Source organism: Micromonospora marincola, from assembly GCF_056150385.1.
In genome coordinates, this window is the sequence record NZ_JAXCFT010000003.1 from 12,577 (window position 1) to 32,385 (window position 19,809).

Sequence of the window (19,809 nt, forward strand, 5' to 3'; positions counted from 1 at the left end):
CTCCACGCGCTGATCAGGATCACACGCACGAGGCGAAGCGCTCAAGGCTTAATTTATAGATAGGAGTCTTTACTGTTAACAAGGTTTAATTTATGTTCGTGACACCTTCCGAACCCCCGAAGGAGTTGGCAACCATGCGCCGAAGAATCACCCTCCCGCTGCTCACCACCGGTGCCGTCACCGCGACACTGGTCCTGGCCGCCCCCGCGCAGGCCCACGGCTACATCTCCTCGCCGCCCAGCCGCCAGGCGCTCTGCGCCCAGAACCGGGTGCCCGACTGCGGCCAGATCCGGTACGAGCCGCAGAGCGTCGAAGGACCCAAGGGCCTGAAGACCTGCAACGCCAACATCGCCCAGTTCGCGGTGCTCAACGACGACAGCCGCAACTGGCCGGCCACCTCGGTCGGCGGCACGGTGACGTTCACCTGGATCAACACCGCCCGACACGCCACCGCCAACTGGGAATACTGGATCGGCAACACCCGGGTCGCGGTGGTCGACGGCGGTGGCCGCCAGCCCGACGCCACCGTGTCCCACACGGTCAACCTGGGCGGCTACTCCGGCCGGCAGAAGCTGCTCGCGGTCTGGAACATCTCCGACACCGCGAACGCGTTCTACTCCTGCGTCGACCTCCAGATCGGCGGCGGAGGCAACCCGTCACCGTCACCCACCCCGACGCCGTCGCCGACCCGCACCGCCACGCCGTCACCCACCCCCACCCCCACCGCCACCACGCCGGCACCCGGCGGCACCTGGGCCGCCGGCAGGGCGTACCAGGTCGGTGACACGGTGACCTACGCCGGCCGCAGCTACCGCTGTCGCCAGGCGCACACCGCGATCGCCGGCTGGGAACCCCCGAACGTGCCGGCGCTGTGGCAGCAGCTCTGACCGCTCCCCGCCCCTCCTGCTGCGCTTTCACGGAAAGAGTGGCTGTTCCGCGCGGGATGGCCACTCTTTCCGTGAACCAGCGCTCGGCCCGGCGGGTGGGGGTGGCTCTTCTGGTGGGGGTTGTGCTCGCTCTGGGCGGGTGCGGGGGTGCGCCTGCGACACCCATCGGCGCGCCGTCGACGTCGACGGGTGCCGCCGAGGTCAGCGGCATCGACGCGTTGTTCCTGGCCATGATGGTGGCGCACACCGAACAGACCCTGGAGATCGTCGGGCTCGGCCTCGACCGGGTCACCGACCCCCAACTCCGTACGCTGATCGCCGCCATCCGCGCCACCGAGACCGACGAGCTGGCCACCATGCGCGGCTGGCTGCGCGAGGCCGGCCCCTCCGCGTCGGCCGCCGCCGCCCGGCACGACCACTCCGGGCACAGCGACGCCGTCGCCGGCCTCGCCCGGCTGCGGGCCGCCCCGGCCGACGACTTCGACCGGGTGCTGCGTGACGTGCTCGCCGGCCACCAGCGCACGGCCGCGGCCCTGGCCCACGCCCAGGTCACCGCCGGGACCAGCGAGCGGGTACGCGACCTCGCCACCCGGATCGACCGCTCGCGCACGGCCGAGGTGGCACTGATGACACCTTCGCGGTCCGCTCCGCTCCGTTCCTGAACGTCCACTTCGGTTCGGTCGGTCCTGTCGGTCCTGTCGGTCCTGTCGGTCCTGACCGGACCTCAGCTCCCCGGCTCCCGGCTGATCATGAAGTTGACTGCCGGGAGAGCGCTCCCCAGTGCCGTCAACTTCATGATCAGCGCATTCTCCCCGCCTCGGCTGGCCATCGGGGCGATCTCTCGGCGTGACCAAGGAATTTGCCAGGGGCCAGGGGCCGAGGCCCAGGGGTCAGGAGCGAGGGGTCAGGGCCAGGAGCGAGGGTCAGGAGTCAGGGGCCAGGGACGGGGTCAGGCGCCAGGGGGTAGAGGGCAGAACGGCGCGGGCAGGGCCAAGGCAGAGGGCAGGCGGGCAGAAGGCCGGGCGGGCAGAGGGCCGGCGGGCAAGGGGGGAGCGGGAGGCAGGAGGGCGCTTGGGTCGGGAGTGGGGCTGGCTTTGCGCCGGCTCGGGGAGTGGGGTGGTCCCGGGGTGGCGGACGCCGCCACCTCGGCGAGGTGCGAGGTGCGGGTGCACGCTCGGCGGGCCGAGCTGCCGCTGAGCGGGTGGAAGAGGGCGCGACGGGGGGCATGACGTTCGTCACGATGGGGGTGCTCACGCGGAACGGCGATGCGAAGTCGCGGCGGCTGACGAAACGGGTCGCATCGGTGCTTTCCACACGTTGAGATCCGGGACGCACGCCGGAAATGGCCCGCGCTCACGCCGCGGAGGCCGGTCGGCGGCTGCACGGTCGTTCGCCTCTCGGCAAAACGGGCCGCGCGATGTCGCAGCCCGTGGCTAGGCTTTTCGCCGAACGTCGTCCCACCCTCACGTCTTACCGTGCGCCCCGTGGCGCGCGGCGCCGCCACCGCCCTCGGACCGGACCGGAACCAGGAGATTGTCTGTGACCCAGCAACCCGTCGCGACATCGAACAAACTCGACGCCGCGGTGCTCAAGGTGGCGGGCGTCGTCGTGCTCGGTGCGATCATGTCGATCCTCGACGTGACCGTCGTCAGCGTGGCCATCCCGACGTTCCAGAGCGAGTTCGACGCCTCGTACGCCCGCGTCGCCTGGACCATGACCGGCTACACCCTCGCGCTGGCGACGGTGATCCCGCTCAGCGGGTGGGCCGCGGACCGGTTCGGCACCAAACGCCTCTACATGGTGGCGTTGGCGCTGTTCACCATCGGCTCCGGGCTGTGCGCCACCGCCGACTCCATCGGCGAGTTGATCGCCTGGCGCGTCGTCCAGGGCCTCGGCGGCGGCATGCTCATGCCGCTCGGCATGACCATCATGACCCGGGCCGCCGGCCCGCACCGGATCGGCCGGCTGATGGCCGTGCTCGGCATTCCGATGCTGCTCGGCCCGATCGGCGGTCCGATCCTCGGCGGCTGGCTGATCGACACCGCGAGCTGGCACTGGATCTTCCTGATCAACCTGCCGATCGGCGTGGTCGCGCTGATCTACGCCCAGTTGGCGCTGCCGAAGGACGCTCCGGAGCCGTCGGAGTCGTTCGACTTCCTCGGCATGTTGATGCTCTCGCCGGGCCTGGCGTTGTTCCTCTACGGCGTCTCCTCGCTGCCGGAGGCCGGCACGGTCACCGACCCCGAGGTCTGGTTGCCCATGGCCGTCGGGGCCGCGCTCGTGGTCGCCTTCGTCCGCTACTCGTTCCGGCCCCGGCACCCACTGCTCGACCTGCGGCTGTTCCGCAACCGCAACCTCACCGTCGCGGCGCTGACGCTGTTCGTCTTCATCATCGCGTTCATGGGCGCGGGCCTGCTGTTCCCGAGCTACTTCCTGCAGATCCGCGGCGAGACCACGCTCACCGCCGGCCTGCTGATGGCGCCGCAGGGCATCGGCGCGATGATCACCATGCCGATCGCCGGCATCCTCGCCGACCGGGTGCCCGTCGGCCGGACGGTGCCGTTCGCGCTGGTCCTCATCGCGGCCGGGTTCTTCACCTTCACCCAGCTCGGCACCGACACGTCCTACCTGCTGCTCTGCGGGGCGCTGTTCGTGATGGGCCTCGGCATGGGCGGCACCATGATGCCGATCATGACCTCGGCGCTGAAGACGTTGCAGGCGGCGGAGGTGGCACGTGGGTCGACGCTTGTGAACATCCTCCAGCAGATCGGCGGCTCGGTCGGCGCGGCGGTGATGTCGGTGATCCTCACCAGCGAGCTGAACGGCTCGCAGGCGATCCCCGGCGTGACCGACCCGGGCAGCGGCGCCCCGCTCACCGAGGCCCAACTCGCCATCGCCGTGCAGCAGCAGCCCGACGTGGCCCAGCAGTTCCCGGTGCCGCCGTCGCTGATCGAGCGCGGGCTCGACTTCGCGGCCAACTCGTTCGCCACCACGTTCTGGGTGGCGTTCGGCCTGGTGCTGCTCACCTTCATCCCGGCCGCCCTCCTGCCCCGCCGGCGGGAGCCGTCGCACCTGCTCGACGGCGAGCCGGGGCAGGAGCAGCGGCCGACGCCGGTGCCGATCCACTGATTTGCGCCCGTTCCGCATAGGGCCGACCGCCGACGGCGGTCGGCCCTATGACGTGTCGGCCGACATCGGTCGGCTCGTCGGTGGCGGCCGGGCCGGGTCACGGGTCGGCGGGGGCCGAGGCGTATCGCCACCGGCGGGCCGGGCAGCGCCTAGGCTCGACGCGGGGAGCGGGCGAGAGGCGGGGAGCGGGCGAGAGGCGGGGAGCGGGCGAGAGGCGGGGAGCCGGCGAGAGGCGGGCAGGGTGAGCGCTGGTGGCGAGGACCGGTCGGCGCGGCGGCGCAAGCGCCTGCTGCTGGCCGGCCTGCTGGCCGTGGTCGGCCTGATCCTGCTGCTGCTCGCGCTCACCGTGGCCACCGGCACGGTCGCCGGCCTTGAGGTGGTGCTCGCCCTGCTGCTGCTCGCCGCCAGCTACGCCATCCAGCGGGTGGCCCGCCGGGAAACGGTCTACCGCGACGAGCGGCGGGGGTGACCGGCACGGCCACCCCGCCCGGCTAGGCTGACGGCGTGGATCAGGAAGACCGGATCGCGCTGTTCCTCGACTACGAGAACCTGGCGCTGGGCGTACGGGACCATCACGGCGGTCGGCCGTTCGACCTCCGTCCGATCGCCGACGCGCTCGCCGAACGTGGCCGGGTGGTGGTGCGCCGGGCGTACGCCGACTGGTCGTACTTCGACGAGGACCGGCGGATGCTCACCCGCTCGCACGTCGAGTTGATCGAGATCCCGCAGCGGATGGGTTTCTCGCGCAAGAACGCCGCCGACATCAAGATGGCCGTGGACGCGGTCGAGTTGGCCTTCGAGCGTGGCTACATCTCGACGTTCGTGATCTGCACCGGCGACAGCGACTTCACCCCGCTCGTGCACAAGCTGCGCGAACTCAACAAGCGGGTGATCGGCGTCGGGGTGGAGAAGTCGACTTCGGCGCTGCTGCCGCCGGCCTGCGACGAGTTCCTGTACTACGACCGCCTCGAAGGGGTGGACGTGCCGCCGCCCGCGGCCCGCCGTACGCGCCCGTCCCGGTCGGCCGGTCCGTCGCCGGTGGAGCCGCCGCCCGAGCCGGCGGTGGAGACCACCCCGGCCGAGGACGAGTCGTCGCGGGACGTCGACACGCTCGCGGTCCTGCTCGTGCAGACCGTTGCCGGCATGCAGGGCAGCTCCAGCGGCGAGGTGACCGCGTCCGGTCTGAAACGTGCCCTGCTCCGCAAGGACCCGACGTTCAGCGAATCCGACTACGGCTTCCGTACCTTCGGCGAGCTGCTGCGGCACCTGGCCGCCTCCAACGTGGTGGAGTTGGCCGCCGGCCCGGCCAAGGGCGACCCGGAGGTGTCGCTGCCCGAGCGGGGCGACCGGGAGGTCGCGTTCGGGCTGCTCCGCTCCGTGGTGGTGGACCTGACCGGCGAGGGCGGCGCGGTGGCGCTGTCCGGCCTGAAGGACCAACTTCGGCGCGCCCGGCCCGACTTCAGCGAGAAGAAGCTCGGCTACCGCAGCTTCCTCCAGTTCTGCAAGGCCGCCGCGACCGACGGGACGGTGGAGCTGCGGTGGAGCCCGGACGACGGCGACTACCTGCTCACGCCGCAGCCCTCCTGACCACCATGGCCCGGATCGTCCAGTTGCTGGCCTCTCCGGTGCACCGCTACGTGGGCCGGCCGGCGGACGGGCCGGCCCCGGCTTCGCCCGGCGAACTTGTCGATCAGGTGCGCGTCCGGGCCGGCCTGGGCGTCGTCGGTGACCGCTACTTCGGCCGGGCGGCGCACCGCACGGCGAGCATCACGCTTGTCGCGCAGGAGTCACTGCCACCCGGCGCCGACCTGACCCAGCTCCGCCGCAACGTCTTGACAAGCGGCATCGCGGTGGACGATCTGGTCGGCCGGGTGCTCACCCTGGACTCCGGCGACGGGCCGGTCAGCCTGCGCGTGCACCGGGCCGCGCCGCCGTGCGCCTGGCTGGACGTGATGGTCGCGCCCGGCACGTGGAAGGCGCTGCGCCGCCGGGCCGGCGTGCGCTGCGAGCCCCTCACCGACGGCGTCCTGCGGGTCGGCCCGGTCACGGTAGCCGTCGACGGCTGAGGGCGCGCCGGAACTTTTTCCGCCCGCCGGCCGACCAACCTCGGGGTCACCGATCGTCGAGGTCGGCGGCGAGGTGACGGAGAGGACGCCAGGGATGAACCGAACGACGCCCGCATCCGTACCGTCCGACATGAGCGTGTCGGACCGGCGGGCGAGCCGCGGATGAGCCTGGACGCCGACGACGAGCAGGTGACCCGGTGGGCGCACCTCGCCGGGCAGGGTGACCAGCAGGCCGCCGCCGCGTTCATCCGGGCGCTCCAGGGCCCGGTGTGGCGGTTCCTCGCCCACCTGGCCGGGCCGGCGGAGGCCGACGACCTCGCCCAGGAGACGTTCCTGCGCGCGCTGCGCAGTCTGCCCGGTTTCGCCGGCCGATCCTCGGCCCGGACCTGGATCTTCACCATCGCCCGCCGGGTCGCCGTGGACCAGGTGCGGGCCGCGACCGTACGTCCCCGGGTGGCCGCGCTGCCCGACTGGCAGGCCGCCGCCGAGGCGGCCGGGGCGGTGACCGCCGGCGGGGACGACGGCGTGGCGCTGCGCGGGCTCATCGCCGGGCTCGCGCCGGACCGGCGGGAGGCGTTCGTCGCCACCCAGGTGCTCGGCCTGTCCTACGCGGAGGCCGCCGAGGTGTGCGGCTGCCCGGTCGGCACCATCCGGTCCCGGGTCGCCCGCGCCCGCGAGGACCTGGTGACGGCCTGGACCACCACCGACACCCGAAACCGCCGCGCCCGCTGAGCCGCCCCACCCCCACCCCACGAGCCGAGCGCTGATTCACGGAAAGAGTGGCTATTCCGCGCGGAATAGCCACTCTTTCCGTGAATCAGCGCAGCAGGGCGGGCCGGGTGGGGTGGGGCGTCAGGCGGCGTGGCGGTCGCGGGCCTGCGCGGGGTACGGGTTGGGCGGCACCAGCCGCAGCGGGGCCGGCGCGGCCGGTTCCTCGGTGCGCAGCGCCCAGCGGGATCCGGACGACCGGCGCTGGCCGGGCGGCGTGTCGCCGGGCCGCCAGCCGGGCCGGGACAGCACCAGCATCACCGCCCAGCCGACCAGCAGGAAGCCGTGGCTGACCAGCCGGGTCACCGCCACCTGCCCGGTGATCAGGTCGTTCACCGACAGCAGCACGAGCGTGGCGACGAACGCGCTGAGCATCGGCAGCAGCCCGGACGGGGTGGACCGGCGCAGCGCGACGTAGAGGAAGCCGGCGCCGACGGCCACGTTCCACGCCGCCGACTCGTGCCACAGGTGCTGGCCGGAGGTGTGCGCGTGGGCGACCACCGCCTCCCGGCCGATCTGCGCCAGGCCGAGCACCAGTTGCACGGCCCCGAGCAGGCCGAGCGCCGCGCGCAACCCCAGCGCCACCTGCCGGCGGCGGCTGGGACGTGGCGGCGGCGCGGCGGCCAGCACGGACGCGACCAGGTCGGGCACCTGCGGGGCGAGGTGGGTACGCGCCCGCCGGGTGACCGCCGCGGCCGAGTCGAACCAGCGTCGGCATCCGGCGCAGCCGCTCAGGTGCGCCTCGGCCGCCTCGGTTTCCGCCCGGGACGTCTCGCCGTCCAACTGGGCCGACAGGATCTCCCGCCACTGCTCACACGCCATGTAGGGATAGTCGTCCGGCCCGGCCACCTGGTTCCCGGCGGGGTGCCGATCACCCGCCGATCACGCTTGTCGGCGGGTGATCGGCGCCGCGGGGCGCGGGTAGCCGGACGCCGCGATGACCCGACGGTTCGTGAACTGGTCCGGCAGCCTGCGCGCTGGCCGTCTGGTGCCGGGCCGCCGCCGCCCGCTGATCGGATTACCATGTGCCGGTGACCTTCGATGCCACGCTCACCCGCATCAACGATGGCGTGCAGTTGCACCACCAGCAGGGCGAGCGTGCCGCCGCGCGCGACCTGTTCGGGCAGGTGTGGGACGAGATCGGCGGGGAGCGGGGCGACGCGCTGCACGTCTGCGTCCTCGCCCACGCGATGGCCGACGTGCAGGACGACGTCCGCCAGGAGCTGCTCTGGGACGAGCGTGCGCTGGCGGCGGCCGGTCGCCTCACCGACGCCCGGGTGGCCGAGTCGGGGGTGCCGCTGTCGGTGGCCGGTCTCTATCCGTCGCTGCACCTCAATCTGGCGGAGTGCCACCGCAAGCTGGGCGACCTCGACCGGGCCCGCGAGCACCTGCGGGAGGCCGAGGCGGGGATCGACGCGCTCGGCGACGACGGGTACGGCAAGTTGATCCGGGACGGCCTGGACCGGTTGACCCAGCAGCTCGCCGCCGGATAGCGGCTACCGGCCGCCCGCGCTAGCGGTTACGGCGGCGCGCGGCGGGACCTGTCGAGCCACGCCAGGAAGCGGTCCCAGAGGACGGCCGGCTCCGGAACGTTGTGCGGGTTCAGCGCGTAGAGGTCGCCTACCGCGTCGTGCAGCATTCCGGCCAGGTAGACCGCCAAACCCACCAGGTCGCCGTCGTAGTCGCGCAGCAGGGCGGCCCGCGCCTGTGGGCACGGCCAGTGCGCGCCGTCCAGGCGGCAGAGCCAGAGCGGGCGTACGGGACGATGCTGGTTGTCGCCGCCGCCGGTCATCGCAGCCTCAGCGCGACGGCGCGGGCCTCCTCGTCGCTCAGCGACAGGAAACACAGGAAGCGGCGGACGACCGCCACCGGGTCCGGGCCGCCCGGACGCCCGCGCAGGTCACGGATCGCGTGGCGGGTGATCCGGGAGAACTCCGGCAGCAGCGTCGCCCGGCGCGCGGCATCAGTCGGGGTGGACCGCAATGTCGGGCAGGGCCAGTCCTGCCCGCACTGTTCGCACACCCAGTCGGGACCGCAGGCCCGATGGCCGGCCGGGACATGTGCTGTCTCCTCGCGCACCGCGCTCTCCCTCTGTCGTGGCATGGCGTCGGTGACACTCTGCTGTGGAGGCGTTACGGTCGCCAAGGGGCTCCGGCGGTCCGGCGAGCACTGGGAGAAGCGCTCGCTCCGGCGTGGAGCCGTGGATTGCCGATCTCTGGTTTGGAGCGCACTGGATGGCCGAGGTGCCGGGACCCGTAGCGGGTTTCATCGTTGCCGAGATCCGCCGGGCCCGGGGCGCGGCGGGCATGACCCAGGAGGCGTTCGGCAAGCACGCCGGCTTCAGCGCCTCGCACGTCAGCGCCGTGGAGGGCGGCACCCGGGCGCTCACCATCGACTTCATCCGGGGCGCGGACCGGGCCCTGCGCAACGGCGGGCTCTTCGAACGGCTGGCGGCCGAACTGGGTACGCCGTCGTGGTTCCGGCCGTGGCTCGACGCCGAACGCGGAGCGACCCAACTCCGCTACTTCGAGCCGAACCTGATCCCGGGACTCCTGCAAATCGAGCACTACGCGCGCGGCGTGCTCCGAACGGTCGACAGCCTCACCGACGAGGAGGTGGAGCAGCGCACGTCGGCGCGGCTGGACCGGCAGAAGGTCCTGACCGGGGAGCGCCCACCGCAGTTCGTCGCGGTGATCGACGAAGGGGCGCTTCGTCGAAGCGGCGACGGGCTCGGCGGGGTCATGCCCCAGCAGATCGCCCACCTGATCGAGCTCACCGACCTGCCGCACGTGCACATACTCGTCATCCCGTGGGACAGCGGTCTGCACGTCGGGCTGTCCGGCCCGTTCGCGTTGGCGCGGTCGAGTGACGGGCAGTGGGTGGGGCACCTGGAGAATCAGCTTGGCGGCGACGTGGTCGACAAGGACGATGGGGTGGCTACGCTCCACGCGAGGTGGGAGAGCGTGCGGAACGAAGCTCTACCGCGCCGGCAGTCCATCGACCTGCTGAAGGAAGTGGAGAACCAGCATGGACCTCAGTAACGCCAGGTGGCGCAAGTCCACCCGGAGCGGGGCGAGCGGCGGCAACTGCGTCGAGGTCGCCGACAACCTTCCCGGCGTCGTCGCGGTACGCGACTCCAAGGACCCCACAGGCCCGACGCTCACCTTCACCCCGTCAACGTGGCGCACCTTCCTCACCCAACTCCCCGAACAGCCGTAACCGCCTCGGTCACCACGAGATCTTGGTACGAAAAGGCCCCCATGGGGGCCGTCCCGTACCAAGATCTGCCGCGCGGCTCGCGCCGCGAGCCGCGTGCGATGAGTTCGGCGGAGTGGGGCGGTCTACCTTGCGACTGAGGCGATCTACCCACGGGAGTCACCGGCATGGGGCACATTCACATCGAGCTGTTCACCACCCTCGACCTCGTCGGGCAGTCGCCCGGCGGCCCGGACGAGGACCCGGTGGGTTTCCCGTTCGGCGGCTGGCAGGCGCCCCTGCTGGACGAGGTTTCCGGGGCACAGGTCCTCAAGGCGTACGAGGACACCGACGCCCTCCTGCTCGGCCGGCGGACGTACGACATCTTCGCCGCCTACTGGCCGCACCAGGAGGGCGGCGAGGACAACGCCATCGCCACGCTGTTCAACCGCATCCCGAAGTACGTGGCGTCCCGGGGACGGCCCGACCTGTCCTGGGCCGGGTCCACGAAGCTCGGCCCGGATCTGGCCGGCGCGGTGCGGCAGATCCGGGACCGGCACGAGCACATCAAGGTCGTCGGGAGCCTCAACCTGGTGCAGACCCTGCTGCGGGAGAAGCTGTTCGACCGGATCGACCTCTGGGTGCACCCGATCATGCTGGGGGTCGGGAAGAAGGTCTTCGACGGTGGCGCGGTGCCCACGAACGTCACCCTCCTCGAACCGCCGGTGGCGAACCCGAAGGGCACCGTCTACCTGCGGTACGGGCTCGCCGAGGGCACGCCCGCGACGGGGGACATGGGCGCGCCCGACCGCGGCGTCTGAGGTCGTCAGCCCTCGGTCAGCCGGCTCTTCTGGACCTTGCCCATGGCGTTGCGGGGCAGCGCGTCGACAAGCCGCACCTGCCGGGGCCGCTTGTGCACGGACAGGTGCCGGGCCACGAAGTCGATCAGCTCGGTCTCGCCCAGGCCGTCGCCGACCACGTACGCTGTGACCTGCTGGCCCAGGTCGGGGTGGGGGAGGCCGACGACGGCGGCTTCCCGCACGCCCGGATGGGCCAGCAGCGCGTCCTCCACCTCGCCCGCGCCGATCCGGTAGCCGCCGCTCTTGATCAGGTCGGTGGCGGCCCGGCCGACGATCCGGTGCCAGCCGTCCGGGCCGACCGTCGCCACGTCGCCGGTGCGGAACCAGTCGTCGGCGGTCCGGGCGGCGGCGTCGGCGTCCGGCCGGTTGAGGTAGCCGTCGAAGAGCGTCTCCCCGCGTACCTGCAACTCGCCCATGGTGTCACCGTCGGCGGGCAGCGGGACGCCGTGCTCGTCGACCACGCGGCTGCGCACGCCGGGCAGCGGCACCCCCACCGTGCCCGGCCGTCGCGGCCCGTCGGCGCGGGCGCTCACCGTGATCAGCGTCTCGGTCATCCCGTACCGCTCGACCGGCTGGTGCCCGGTCAGCCCGCCGAGCGCGGCGAAGACCGGCTCGGGCAGCGCGGCGCTGCCCGACACCAGCAGCCGGGCGCCGCGCAGCGCCCGCGCCGCCGCCGGTTCCGCCGCGATCCGCGACCAGATCGTGGGTACGCCGAAGTAGAGCGAGCCGCCGGCTGCCGCGTACCGGTCGGGGCGCGGCCGGCCGACGTGGTGCAACCGGCTGCCGACGCGCAGCGGGCCGAGCACGCCGAGCACGAGCCCGTGTACGTGGAACAGCGGCAGCCCGTGCGCCAGCAGGTCGTCAGGCGTCCACGCCCATGCGTCGGCGAGCCCGTCCAGGCAGGCGGCGACCGCGCGACGGGACAGCACCGCGCCCTTGGGCGCGCCAGTGGTGCCACTCGTGTAGAGGATCAGCGCGGTGGCCGCCGCGTCCGGCTCGGGGTGCCGGGTGTCCGAGCGCCGGGTCAGGTCCACCGGCACGACCGGCAGGGGCGCGGAACCAGCGCCGGTCTGCGTCGCGGAACCGTCGACCGGTGGCGCGCCGGGCGGCGTCACAAGCGCCTCGGCCCCGGAGTCGCGCAGGATGTGGTCGCGTTCCACCGGACCGGCGTCCGGCGGCACCGGCACCACCGCGGCGCCGGCCAGCAGCCCGCCGACCACGCCGACCACGGTTTCCAGGCTCGCCGTGGCGGGCACCGCGACCCGCCGGGCCCCGCGCAGGTCGTCGGCGACCGCGGTGGCCGCCCGGCGCAGCTCCACCCAGGACATCGACAGGTCGTCCACCCGGATCGCGTCCGGACGTTCGTCGGTGGACGCGGCGATCCAGCTCAGCAGCGCCACGGCTTCCCCTCTCCGGCCACCGCCGACGTCGCCTTCCGGTCGTCCCGACCGTACCGACCCCCCGAGGCTGACCACCACCCCTACGCGCGCCGCGCCTCCCGGAGCCGTCGGGTCAGAGCGTCTCGACCAGGCGGAAGCGCTCCAGCACGGCCTGCGTGTCGTCGTCGACGGTGAACGCCGGGTCGCCGAGCCAGCCCCGGTAGTCCGCGCCGTGCCAGTAGCGCTCGTGGCCGGCCCGCCAGGCGGCGACCGACTCGTACCCCTCGCCCTCGTCCCGGGCGTGGTCGAGGTCCACGTCGCCGACCCGGGCGACGCGGACCTCGACCACCTCGATCACCGCCACCGGCGCCCCGGCGGAGTCGATCACCGCGAACCGGGCGCCGACCTCCGGCAGCGCCTCGTCGTCGATCTCGTAGTCCTGGAGCAGCCCGGTGGTGCTGGTCTTGGTCCCGTCGAGGATGGCGGCGACCAACTGGTCGCGCAGCGGGCCGGGGAAGGCGAACTCGGCGGTCGGCAGCTCGGCGGCGGTCATGGCGGGCAGCCTAGCCACGGCGGCGGTCAGCGGCGAGGCGATTCCGGGGTCGGCAGTCGCCGCCGCAGCCAGTCCAGCAGGACGGCCTCGTACTGCGCGCTGACGCCGGCCAGGTCCTCGCGTTCGTCGAGCGTGGGCGCGTGGTCGCAGCCGGCCAGCCGGGCCACGGTCAGCTCGGCGTCGCGGCGGGCCAGCTCGGCCAGGTCGGCCGGGCTGTAGCCGTGCCGGCGTAGCTGCTCGGCGGTCGCGTAGCGCATCTGGGCGGCCGGGCTGACCCCGCTGGACCCGACCAGGACCAGGAAGTCGACCGGATGCCGGGTGGCGCTGAGCGCCGCCGCCCAGGACCCCTGGCTGAAGCCCCACAGCCCGACCGGCGCCGCGCCGACGTGCCGGCGCAGCTCGGCCACCGCGGCGGCGGCGTCGTCGGCCTGGTCGCCAAGCGGCACGTCGTGGCCGTCGACGCGGGGGCGGCGGTCGAAGCGCAGCACCGCGACGCCGGCCGGCGGCAGCAGCCGGGCCAGGTGGGCGTAGAGGAAGTGGGACCGCTTGTCGGCGTGCGAGCCGTGCAGGACCACCAGACCGCCCCGGGCCGGCCCGGTCGGCAGGTCGAGCGTGGCCGGCAGGCCCGCCGCCCCGATGGTCGCCTCCATGCCGGGCAGTCAACCACGCCGCGCCGTCCCGCGCCGCTGGAGGATCAGAATGCTTTGTACGCTGGCCCGGTACCCCGCCTCGACCGTGGAGCGCCGATGAACACCCGTACCGCCCGGCCCGCCGACGTGCCTGCCCTGGTCGACCTGATCGAGTCGGCGTACCGGGGGGACCGCGCCCGGGCCGGCTGGACCCACGAGGCCGACCTGCTCGACGGGCAGCGCACCGACCCGGAGATGGTGGCCGCGGCGGTGGCCGGCCCGGCCGGGGTGGTCCTGGTGGCCGAGCGCGACGGCCGCCTGGTCGCCTGCTGCCAGTTGGAGCGGCGCGACGACCACGCCTACTTCGGCATGTTCGCGGTCGCGCCGTCCGAGCAGGGCGGTGGGCTGGGCCGGGAGCTGCTGGCCGGGGCCGAGCGGTTCGCCCGGGAGCGCTGGCACGCCGGCGAGATGCGGATGACCGTGATCGTCCAGCGCGACGACCTGATCGCCTGGTACGAGCGGCGCGGCTACGTCCGAACCGGCGAGCTGAGCCCGTTCCCGTACGGCGACGAGCGGTTCGGCCTGCCGCGCCGGCCGGACCTGGCGTTCGAGACGCTGCGCAAGAAGCTCGGCTGAGCGGGCCGCTCAGGCGAAGGCGAAGTAGCGCAGCCACAGGTACGGCGTCGCCAGGCCGACCGTGACCAGGGTGACAAGCAGGCCGTAGCGGGTGAACTGCCAGAAGGTGATCCGATGCCCGGCGCGCTCGGCCAGCCCGAGCACGACCACGTTGGCCGAGGCGCCCACGGCGGTGGCGTTGCCGCCGAGGTCCGCGCCGAGCGCCAGCGCCCACCACAGCACCCGCGACTGCCCGCCGCCGCCCTGGGCGTGCACGAGATCCGCCACCACCGGGCTCATCGTGGCCACGTACGGGATGTTGTCGACGATCGCCGACAGCACCGCCGACCCCCACAACAGCACGAGCGACGCGGGCAGCAGCCGGCCCTCGGTGGCGTTGATGGCGGCCTGGGAGATCTGCTCGACCACGCCGGTGTTGACGAGCGCGCCGACCATGATGAACAGGCCGGCGAAGAACACCAGCGTCGGCCACTCCACGTCCCGGCTGACCTCCCCGGCGTCGAGCCGGGAGAGCGCCAGCAGCAGCAGCCCGCCGAGCAGCGCGACCACCGCCGGTTCCAGGTCCAGCACGGTGTGCAGCACGAACGCCACGGTCACCGCCGCCAGCACGGCCAGCCCGAGGATCAGCAGCCGGCGGTCGCGGATCGCGTCGCGCTCGCGCAGGGCGGCGATCTGGGCGGCCCGCTCCGCGTCGTAGCGGAACGCGTCGCGGAACATCAGCCGGCACAACCCGAGGAAGACCACGAGCAGCAGCGCCACGAACGGCGCGAGGTGGACCAGGAAGTCGTTGTACGACAGCCCGCCCCGGCTGCCGATGATGATGTTCGGCGGGTCGCCCACCAGGGTGGCGGTGCCGCCGATGTTCGAGGCCATCGCCTCGGCGATGAGGAACGGCACCGCCGGCACCTCGAGCCGTTCGCAGACCAGGAACGTCACCGGGGCGATGAGCAGCACGGTGGTGACGTTGTCGAGCGCCGCCGACGCCACCGCCGTGATCAGCACGAGGATCACCATCACCCGGAACGGGCGGCCCCGCGCCCGCTTCGACGCCCAGACCGCCACGTACTCGAAACCGCCTGTGCGTTTGAGTACGGCGACGATGAGCATCATGCCGATCAGTAGGAAGATCACGTTCCAGTCGATGCCGGACTCTTCGGAGAAGAACGCGTGCCCGGCGTCGGTGGCGCCGATCAGGAACATCACCGCCGCCCCGCCGAGCGCGGCGGCGACCCGGTGGATCTTCTCGGTGGCGATCAGGACGTACGCGACGGTGAAGACGGCCACCGAGGCCCAGGCCAGCCCGGTCACGCGGCAAGCATCCGGTCGAGCAGGGCGTCCAGGGTGATGCCGCCGATCATCGGCTCGCCGCGGGGTGCCACCGCCACCAGCGGGCTGAGCCGCTGCGCCATCACGGCGGCGACCTCCAGCACCGTCGCCTGGGGTTCGACCACCGGCGGCTCCGGGCGCTCCCGGGGCAGCAGATCCCGCACGGTCCGGCCCTCCGCACCCCGCAGGAACACGTCGGCGGTGGGCTCGTCGATCATCCGGGCCAGGGCGGGGTCCTCCCGGCAGTAGCCGGGAATCACCAGGCGCAGCACCTGCGCGCCGGGCAGGACGCTCACCGGGCGTTCCCGGTCGTCGACGACGATGAGCCCGGGCAGGTTGTTGTCCGCCAGCAACCGGGCCGCCTCCAGCACGGGCGAGGAGAGCGTGATGGAGGGGAACGGGACAGCCAGGTCACGGGCTCGCACGATGACTCCTGCCACACCTTCGGGACGCGACGGTCAACCACCGGCCGGGTCGCCGGCACGCCGGTGCTCACCCTAGTCGCCGGCTCGGCGTACCTCGTGGTGGTCCCGCCGGTGCTCAGGCCCGGGCGCCGGGATCGACCTCGCCGGCGTCGCCGCCGGGCGTCGTGGCGGTCGGCTCCGCCGCCTCGCCGTCGGGCGGCGTCGTCGGCGGGGCGGTCGTCCCGGTGGGCTCGTCGGTCGGTGGGGGCGGTGTCGCCGACGCCGACGGCGTGGCGGAGTGCGACGGGCTGGTGGACCGCGACGGCGTGGCGGAGGGCGACGGTTCGCCGCTGGCCGGACCGGACGGCTGGGGATCGGCGGCGGGCTCGCTTCCCGGCACGGCGCCGGCCGGCGGCGCGTCGACCCGGACCGGCTCGGTGGGCGGGGGCGCCGCGGGCCGGGACGGGCCGGTCGCGGACGGGGTGCCGCCGATGGTGACGAGCGCGGACCGCCGGCACGGCACGCCGCCGACCGCGAACGAGTCGGCGGCGGCGCCGGTGCGATCCGTCCAGGTGCCCCGCAGCGGAAGGCGCGTGGCGCCGGCCCGGTCCACCGCGACCGGCAGGCGCACCTGGCGACCCGACTGCCAGCGGTCGAGCGGCGCGGTGAGCCGCTGACCGGGCGGAAGCCGGAAGGACAACACCGGCTCACCGGCCGGTCGTGGCCCGCTCACCTCGACTGTGACGTCGGCGCCGAACGTGCCGTCCGTCGCCCGGTCGGAGGACCAGGCGACGGCACACCCGAACGGCCCGGCGGACGGCAGCTCCGCCGCGCCCTCGGCGGCGTCGCCGGTCGAGGAGAGCCCGGGCAGTTGGGCGGCGAGCACCGCGCCCGCCAGGACGACCGGCAGGCTGCCCACCAGCAGCGCCCGGCGGCGTCGTGACCGCGCCGGCCCGGTGGCCACCGTCGGTGGGGCAGCCAGGTGGCCGGCCACGGCGGGTCGCATCCGCACCTGGGGGATCGCGACGGTCGCGCCGAGCCGGCGGGCCACCTCGTCGGCCGTCGGCCGGTCCTCGACCTCGGGCGCCAGGCAGGCCCGTCGTAGCTCGTCGACCGCCTCCGGGACGCCGTCGAGCGGGAGGTCGGCGAGGTGGTCGTCGCGCTCGGGCTCGTCGGGACGCACCGGGCGGCGCCCGGTCAGGCACTCGGTGAGCAGCAGGCCGAGGGCGTAGACGTCGCTGGCGGGCACGGCGACCTCGCCGAGCAGTTGCTCCGGCGCCATGTAGGCGGGCGTGCCCCGGATCTCGCCCCGGCCGTTCACCGTGTCGGCGCCGACCGCGAGCGCGATGCCGAGATCGACAAGCTTCGGCCCGGCCGGCGACAGCAGCACGTTGCCCGGCTTGAGGTCGCGGTGCACCAGGCCGGCGGCGTGCACGGCGGCGACCCCGGCCGCGACCTCCGCGCAGACCCGGGCGGCCCGCGGCCAGTCCAGGGCCCCGTCGCGGCGCAGCGCGTCGGCGAGCGTCTCACCCTCGACGTATTCCAGCACCAGGAAGGGCAGCCGGCGCAACCCGGCGACCCGGGCCTCGCCGTAGTCGTAGACGATTGCCACGTTCGGATGGTTCAGGCGGGCGGCGGCCCGTGCCTCGGCCCGCACCGCGGCCCGCCACCAGCGGTCGTCGGCGGCGTCGGAGTCGAGCAGCTTCACCGCGACGGTCCGCCCGAGGAGTTCGTCGACGGCGCGCCACACGATCGCCGTTCCGCCCCGACCGATCTGGTCGACCAGCCGGTAACGCCCTGCCAGCACCCGCACGCTCACCCCCGGCGGTCTCGTCGGCCGCGTCGGTCGCTGCCCCCGGGACCAGCGCGGCGACGGGCCCGGGTTCCGGCAGTGCTACCCCGGACACGGTATCGGGAAACGGCGCGACGCCGCACCCCCGGCGGGTTGGTCACGCCGGGCCGAACGGGCGTGTGACCAGCGCGACAAGCTTCTTCGGGGCGAGCACGCAATAGCTCTCGGTGAGCAGCTCGGCGACCTCGGCCCAGTCCGTTCCGCTGTCGAGCGCCATGCCCACCACGTCGGCGCCCCACCCTGGCTTGAAGAACGGCGGGCCGGCGGCGATCAACCCGGCGATCTCGTCGCCGGGGGAGCGGAACGTCAGCGCGCAGATCGGCTCGTCGGTCGCCGCGGCCCGCGCGTACGCCGCCTGGTGGTCGGGGTCGACGGTGAGCACGTGGGCGAACGTGCGCTTGCGGACCCGCCAGCGGGTGCCGACCCAGGCCGGCTCCTCGTAGGTCTCCGGCAGGCCGAGGCAGACCGGCCGCAGGCGGTCGAGGTAGGCGGGGGGTACGTCTCCGGGCCCGGTCATGCGCGCAGGGTAACGATTCCCACTGACAACCTCCGGCGGCCGGCGTGGCGACCTCGCCGCCACCGGCGCGGACGCAGATTGTCGTACCCGGGGCGTACGACAGCGATGAGTTTCGGCGCGGCGCACGGTCGGACCTGGTGAATGATCGAATGGAGGACGAGACGTGACGACGACACGAGTACTGGTGGGCACGCGCAAAGGCGCGTTCATCCTGACGTCGGACGGCCGGCGCGGCGACTGGACGGTCGACGGGCCCCACTTCGGCGGCTGGGAGATCTACCACCTGACCGGCTCGCCGGTCGCACCGGACCGGCTCTACGCGTCCCAGTCCGGTGGCTGGTTCGGGCAGCTCATCCAGCGCTCGGACGACGGCGGCCGGAACTGGACGCCGGTCGGCAACGACTTCGCCTACACCGGCGAGGTCGGGCAGCACCTCTGGTACGACGGCACCCCCAGGCCGTGGGAGTTCAAGCGGATCTGGCACATCGAGCCGTCCCGCCACGACCCCGACACGGTATACGCGGGCGGGGAGGACGCCGCGCTCTACCTGTCCACCGACGGCGGTGAGAAGTGGTCGGAGCTGACCGCGCTGCGCCAGCACCCGACCGGCCCGACCTGGCAGCCCGGCGCCGGCGGCATGTGCCTGCACACGATCATCCTCGACCCGGCGGACCGCGACCGGATCTACGTCGCGATCTCCGCCGCCGGTGCGTTCCGCAGCGACGACGGCGGCGCGAGCTGGCTGCCGATCAACAAGGGGCTGCGGTCGGGGGAGATCCCCGACACCGACGCCGAGGTCGGCCACTGCGTGCACCGCCTCGCCCAGCACCCGTCCCGGCCGGACACGCTGTTCATGCAGAAGCACTGGGACGTGATGCGCACCGACGACGCCGGCGCGAACTGGCGGGAGGTCAGCGGCGACCTCCCGACCGACTTCGGCTTCCCGATCGCGGTGCACGCGCACGAGCCGGAGACGATCTACGTCGTGCCGATCACCAGCGACTCGCTGCACTACCCGCCCGAGGGCAAGCTGCGCGTCTACCGCAGCCGCACCGGCGGCGAGCGGTGGGAGCCGCTGACCGAGGGCCTGCCGCAGGCGAACTGCTACGTCAACGTGCTGCGCGACGCGATGGCGGTCGACACGCTCGACCCGTGCGGGATCTACTTCGGCACCACAGGTGGCCAAGTCTACCACTCGGCGGACGACGGCGACACCTGGGCGCCGATCGTGCGCGACCTGCCCGCGGTGCTCTCCGTCGAGGTCCAGGTGCTGCCGTGATCCGGGTCGTGCTGCCGGCCCACCTGAAGAACCTGGCGCACGTCGCCGGTGAGGTCCGCGTCGAGGTGGCCGGGCCGCCCACCCAGCGTGAGGTGCTCGACGCGCTGGAGGCGGCGTACCCGATGCTGTTGGGCACGATCCGTGACCGGCGCAGCGGCGAGCGCCGCCCGTTCGTCCGCTTCTACGCCTGCGAGCTGGACCTGTCGAACGAGCCACCGGACGCGACGCTGCCCGAGGAGGTGGTCACCGGCCGGGAGCCGTTCATCGTGCTCGGCGCGATGGCCGGCGGCTGAGCACCTGGTGCGGGGGAACCGGTTCGGGGGCGGTCA

24 protein-coding genes are annotated in these 19,809 nt (G+C 73.4%); 14 read left to right on the top strand and 10 right to left on the bottom strand.

Translation table 11 applies throughout. The annotated features are described in order from the left end of the window. Positions 1-134 precede the first annotated feature (134 nt). The 7 genes from SM450_RS08115 (at position 135) to SM450_RS08145 (ending at position 6,814) form a co-directional block, all read left to right on the top strand. A complete protein-coding gene (locus tag SM450_RS08115; protein WP_474619062.1) occupies positions 135-887 on the top strand; it encodes a lytic polysaccharide monooxygenase in 753 nt (250 codons plus the stop codon). A 56-nt stretch (positions 888-943) separates the two neighbouring features. Further along, positions 944-1,549: a DUF305 domain-containing protein gene (locus SM450_RS08120; RefSeq protein ID WP_474619063.1), complete on the top strand. Its 606-nt coding sequence runs from the start codon at positions 944-946 to the stop codon at positions 1,547-1,549. Positions 1,550-2,426: 877 nt separating this feature from the next. Beyond that, positions 2,427-4,016, top strand: coding sequence for a DHA2 family efflux MFS transporter permease subunit (locus SM450_RS08125; RefSeq protein WP_474619064.1), 1,590 nt, complete (start codon positions 2,427-2,429; stop codon positions 4,014-4,016). Positions 4,017-4,257: 241 nt separating this feature from the next. After that, positions 4,258-4,485, top strand: a complete 228-nt coding sequence (locus tag SM450_RS08130; RefSeq protein ID WP_474619065.1) for a hypothetical protein — start codon at positions 4,258-4,260, stop codon at positions 4,483-4,485. 35 nt (positions 4,486-4,520) lie between these two features. Further along, positions 4,521-5,603 (top strand): NYN domain-containing protein, encoded by a 1,083-nt coding sequence (locus SM450_RS08135; protein ID WP_474619066.1) that lies wholly within the window; start codon positions 4,521-4,523, stop codon positions 5,601-5,603. Between the two features lie 5 nt (positions 5,604-5,608). Beyond that, a complete protein-coding gene (locus tag SM450_RS08140) occupies positions 5,609-6,082 on the top strand; it encodes a molybdenum cofactor biosysynthesis protein (RefSeq protein ID WP_474619067.1) in 474 nt (157 codons plus the stop codon). Positions 6,083-6,244: 162 nt separating this feature from the next. Continuing rightward, positions 6,245-6,814, top strand: coding sequence for a sigma-70 family RNA polymerase sigma factor (locus SM450_RS08145; protein WP_474619068.1), 570 nt, complete (start codon positions 6,245-6,247; stop codon positions 6,812-6,814). Positions 6,815-6,934: 120 nt separating this feature from the next. On the opposite strand, the gene SM450_RS08150 is transcribed toward SM450_RS08145, so the two are convergent. After that, complete coding sequence (locus tag SM450_RS08150; RefSeq protein ID WP_474619069.1) at positions 6,935-7,672, bottom strand: zf-HC2 domain-containing protein; 738 nt, start codon at positions 7,670-7,672, stop codon at positions 6,935-6,937. Positions 7,673-7,881: 209 nt separating this feature from the next. On the opposite strand from SM450_RS08150, the gene SM450_RS08155 reads away from it, so the two are divergent. After that, the gene (locus SM450_RS08155) at positions 7,882-8,343 is read left to right on the top strand and encodes a tetratricopeptide repeat protein (RefSeq protein ID WP_474619070.1); all 462 of its coding nucleotides are present in this window, start codon (positions 7,882-7,884) and stop codon (positions 8,341-8,343) included. A gap of 26 nt (positions 8,344-8,369) precedes the next feature. Here SM450_RS08155 and SM450_RS08160 read toward each other — a convergent pair whose 3' ends face one another. Both SM450_RS08160 and SM450_RS08165 read right to left on the bottom strand, forming a co-directional pair. Then, positions 8,370-8,642 (bottom strand): hypothetical protein, encoded by a 273-nt coding sequence (locus SM450_RS08160; protein ID WP_474619071.1) that lies wholly within the window; start codon positions 8,640-8,642, stop codon positions 8,370-8,372. Beyond that, the gene (locus SM450_RS08165) at positions 8,639-8,929 is read right to left on the bottom strand and encodes a hypothetical protein (protein ID WP_474619072.1); all 291 of its coding nucleotides are present in this window, start codon (positions 8,927-8,929) and stop codon (positions 8,639-8,641) included. Before SM450_RS08165 ends, SM450_RS08160 begins: the two co-directional genes overlap by 4 nt. 155 nt (positions 8,930-9,084) lie before the next feature. Here SM450_RS08165 and SM450_RS08170 point away from each other — a divergent pair, with 155 nt between their 5' ends. From SM450_RS08170 to SM450_RS08180, 3 genes are all read left to right on the top strand, one after another. Next, complete coding sequence (locus SM450_RS08170; RefSeq protein ID WP_474619073.1) at positions 9,085-9,891, top strand: helix-turn-helix domain-containing protein; 807 nt, start codon at positions 9,085-9,087, stop codon at positions 9,889-9,891. Next, positions 9,878-10,069 carry a DUF397 domain-containing protein gene (locus SM450_RS08175; protein ID WP_474619074.1) on the top strand — a complete coding sequence of 64 codons (192 nt, stop codon included), beginning with the start codon at positions 9,878-9,880 and terminating at the stop codon, positions 10,067-10,069. Before SM450_RS08170 ends, SM450_RS08175 begins: the two co-directional genes overlap by 14 nt. 164 nt (positions 10,070-10,233) lie before the next feature. Continuing rightward, positions 10,234-10,866, top strand: coding sequence for a dihydrofolate reductase family protein (locus SM450_RS08180; RefSeq protein ID WP_474619075.1), 633 nt, complete (start codon positions 10,234-10,236; stop codon positions 10,864-10,866). A gap of 5 nt (positions 10,867-10,871) precedes the next feature. Here SM450_RS08180 and SM450_RS08185 read toward each other — a convergent pair whose 3' ends face one another. The 3 genes from SM450_RS08185 to SM450_RS08195 form a co-directional block, all read right to left on the bottom strand. Next, entirely contained in the window at positions 10,872-12,305 is a 1,434-nt protein-coding gene (locus tag SM450_RS08185) for an acyl-CoA synthetase (RefSeq protein ID WP_474619076.1), read from the bottom strand. Positions 12,306-12,417: 112 nt separating this feature from the next. Beyond that, on the bottom strand, positions 12,418-12,837 hold the full coding sequence (locus tag SM450_RS08190; RefSeq protein ID WP_474619077.1) for an ASCH domain-containing protein: 420 nt from the start codon (positions 12,835-12,837) through the stop codon (positions 12,418-12,420). A 26-nt stretch (positions 12,838-12,863) separates the two neighbouring features. Then, on the bottom strand, positions 12,864-13,487 hold the full coding sequence (locus SM450_RS08195; protein ID WP_474619078.1) for an alpha/beta hydrolase family protein: 624 nt from the start codon (positions 13,485-13,487) through the stop codon (positions 12,864-12,866). Positions 13,488-13,583: 96 nt separating this feature from the next. On the opposite strand from SM450_RS08195, the gene SM450_RS08200 reads away from it, so the two are divergent. Further along, entirely contained in the window at positions 13,584-14,102 is a 519-nt protein-coding gene (locus tag SM450_RS08200) for a GNAT family N-acetyltransferase (RefSeq protein WP_474619079.1), read from the top strand. 9 nt (positions 14,103-14,111) lie between these two features. Here SM450_RS08200 and SM450_RS08205 read toward each other — a convergent pair whose 3' ends face one another. From SM450_RS08205 to SM450_RS08220, 4 genes are all read right to left on the bottom strand, one after another. Beyond that, positions 14,112-15,410, bottom strand: a complete 1,299-nt coding sequence (locus SM450_RS08205; protein WP_474619080.1) for an ArsB/NhaD family transporter — start codon at positions 15,408-15,410, stop codon at positions 14,112-14,114. Next, positions 15,407-15,853 carry a CBS domain-containing protein gene (locus SM450_RS08210; protein WP_474619081.1) on the bottom strand — a complete coding sequence of 149 codons (447 nt, stop codon included), beginning with the start codon at positions 15,851-15,853 and terminating at the stop codon, positions 15,407-15,409. Before SM450_RS08210 ends, SM450_RS08205 begins: the two co-directional genes overlap by 4 nt. 115 nt (positions 15,854-15,968) lie before the next feature. Continuing rightward, positions 15,969-17,639, bottom strand: coding sequence for a serine/threonine-protein kinase (locus tag SM450_RS08215; protein WP_474619082.1), 1,671 nt, complete (start codon positions 17,637-17,639; stop codon positions 15,969-15,971). Between the two features lie 142 nt (positions 17,640-17,781). After that, positions 17,782-18,201: an MmcQ/YjbR family DNA-binding protein gene (locus SM450_RS08220; protein ID WP_474619083.1), complete on the bottom strand. Its 420-nt coding sequence runs from the start codon at positions 18,199-18,201 to the stop codon at positions 17,782-17,784. Positions 18,202-18,364: 163 nt separating this feature from the next. Between SM450_RS08220 and SM450_RS08225 the strand changes: the two genes are divergently transcribed. After that, positions 18,365-19,480, top strand: a complete 1,116-nt coding sequence (locus SM450_RS08225) for a WD40/YVTN/BNR-like repeat-containing protein (protein ID WP_474619084.1) — start codon at positions 18,365-18,367, stop codon at positions 19,478-19,480. Then, a complete protein-coding gene (locus SM450_RS08230) occupies positions 19,477-19,773 on the top strand; it encodes a MoaD/ThiS family protein (RefSeq protein ID WP_474619085.1) in 297 nt (98 codons plus the stop codon). Before SM450_RS08225 ends, SM450_RS08230 begins: the two co-directional genes overlap by 4 nt. The last annotated feature ends 36 nt before the right edge of the window (positions 19,774-19,809 follow it).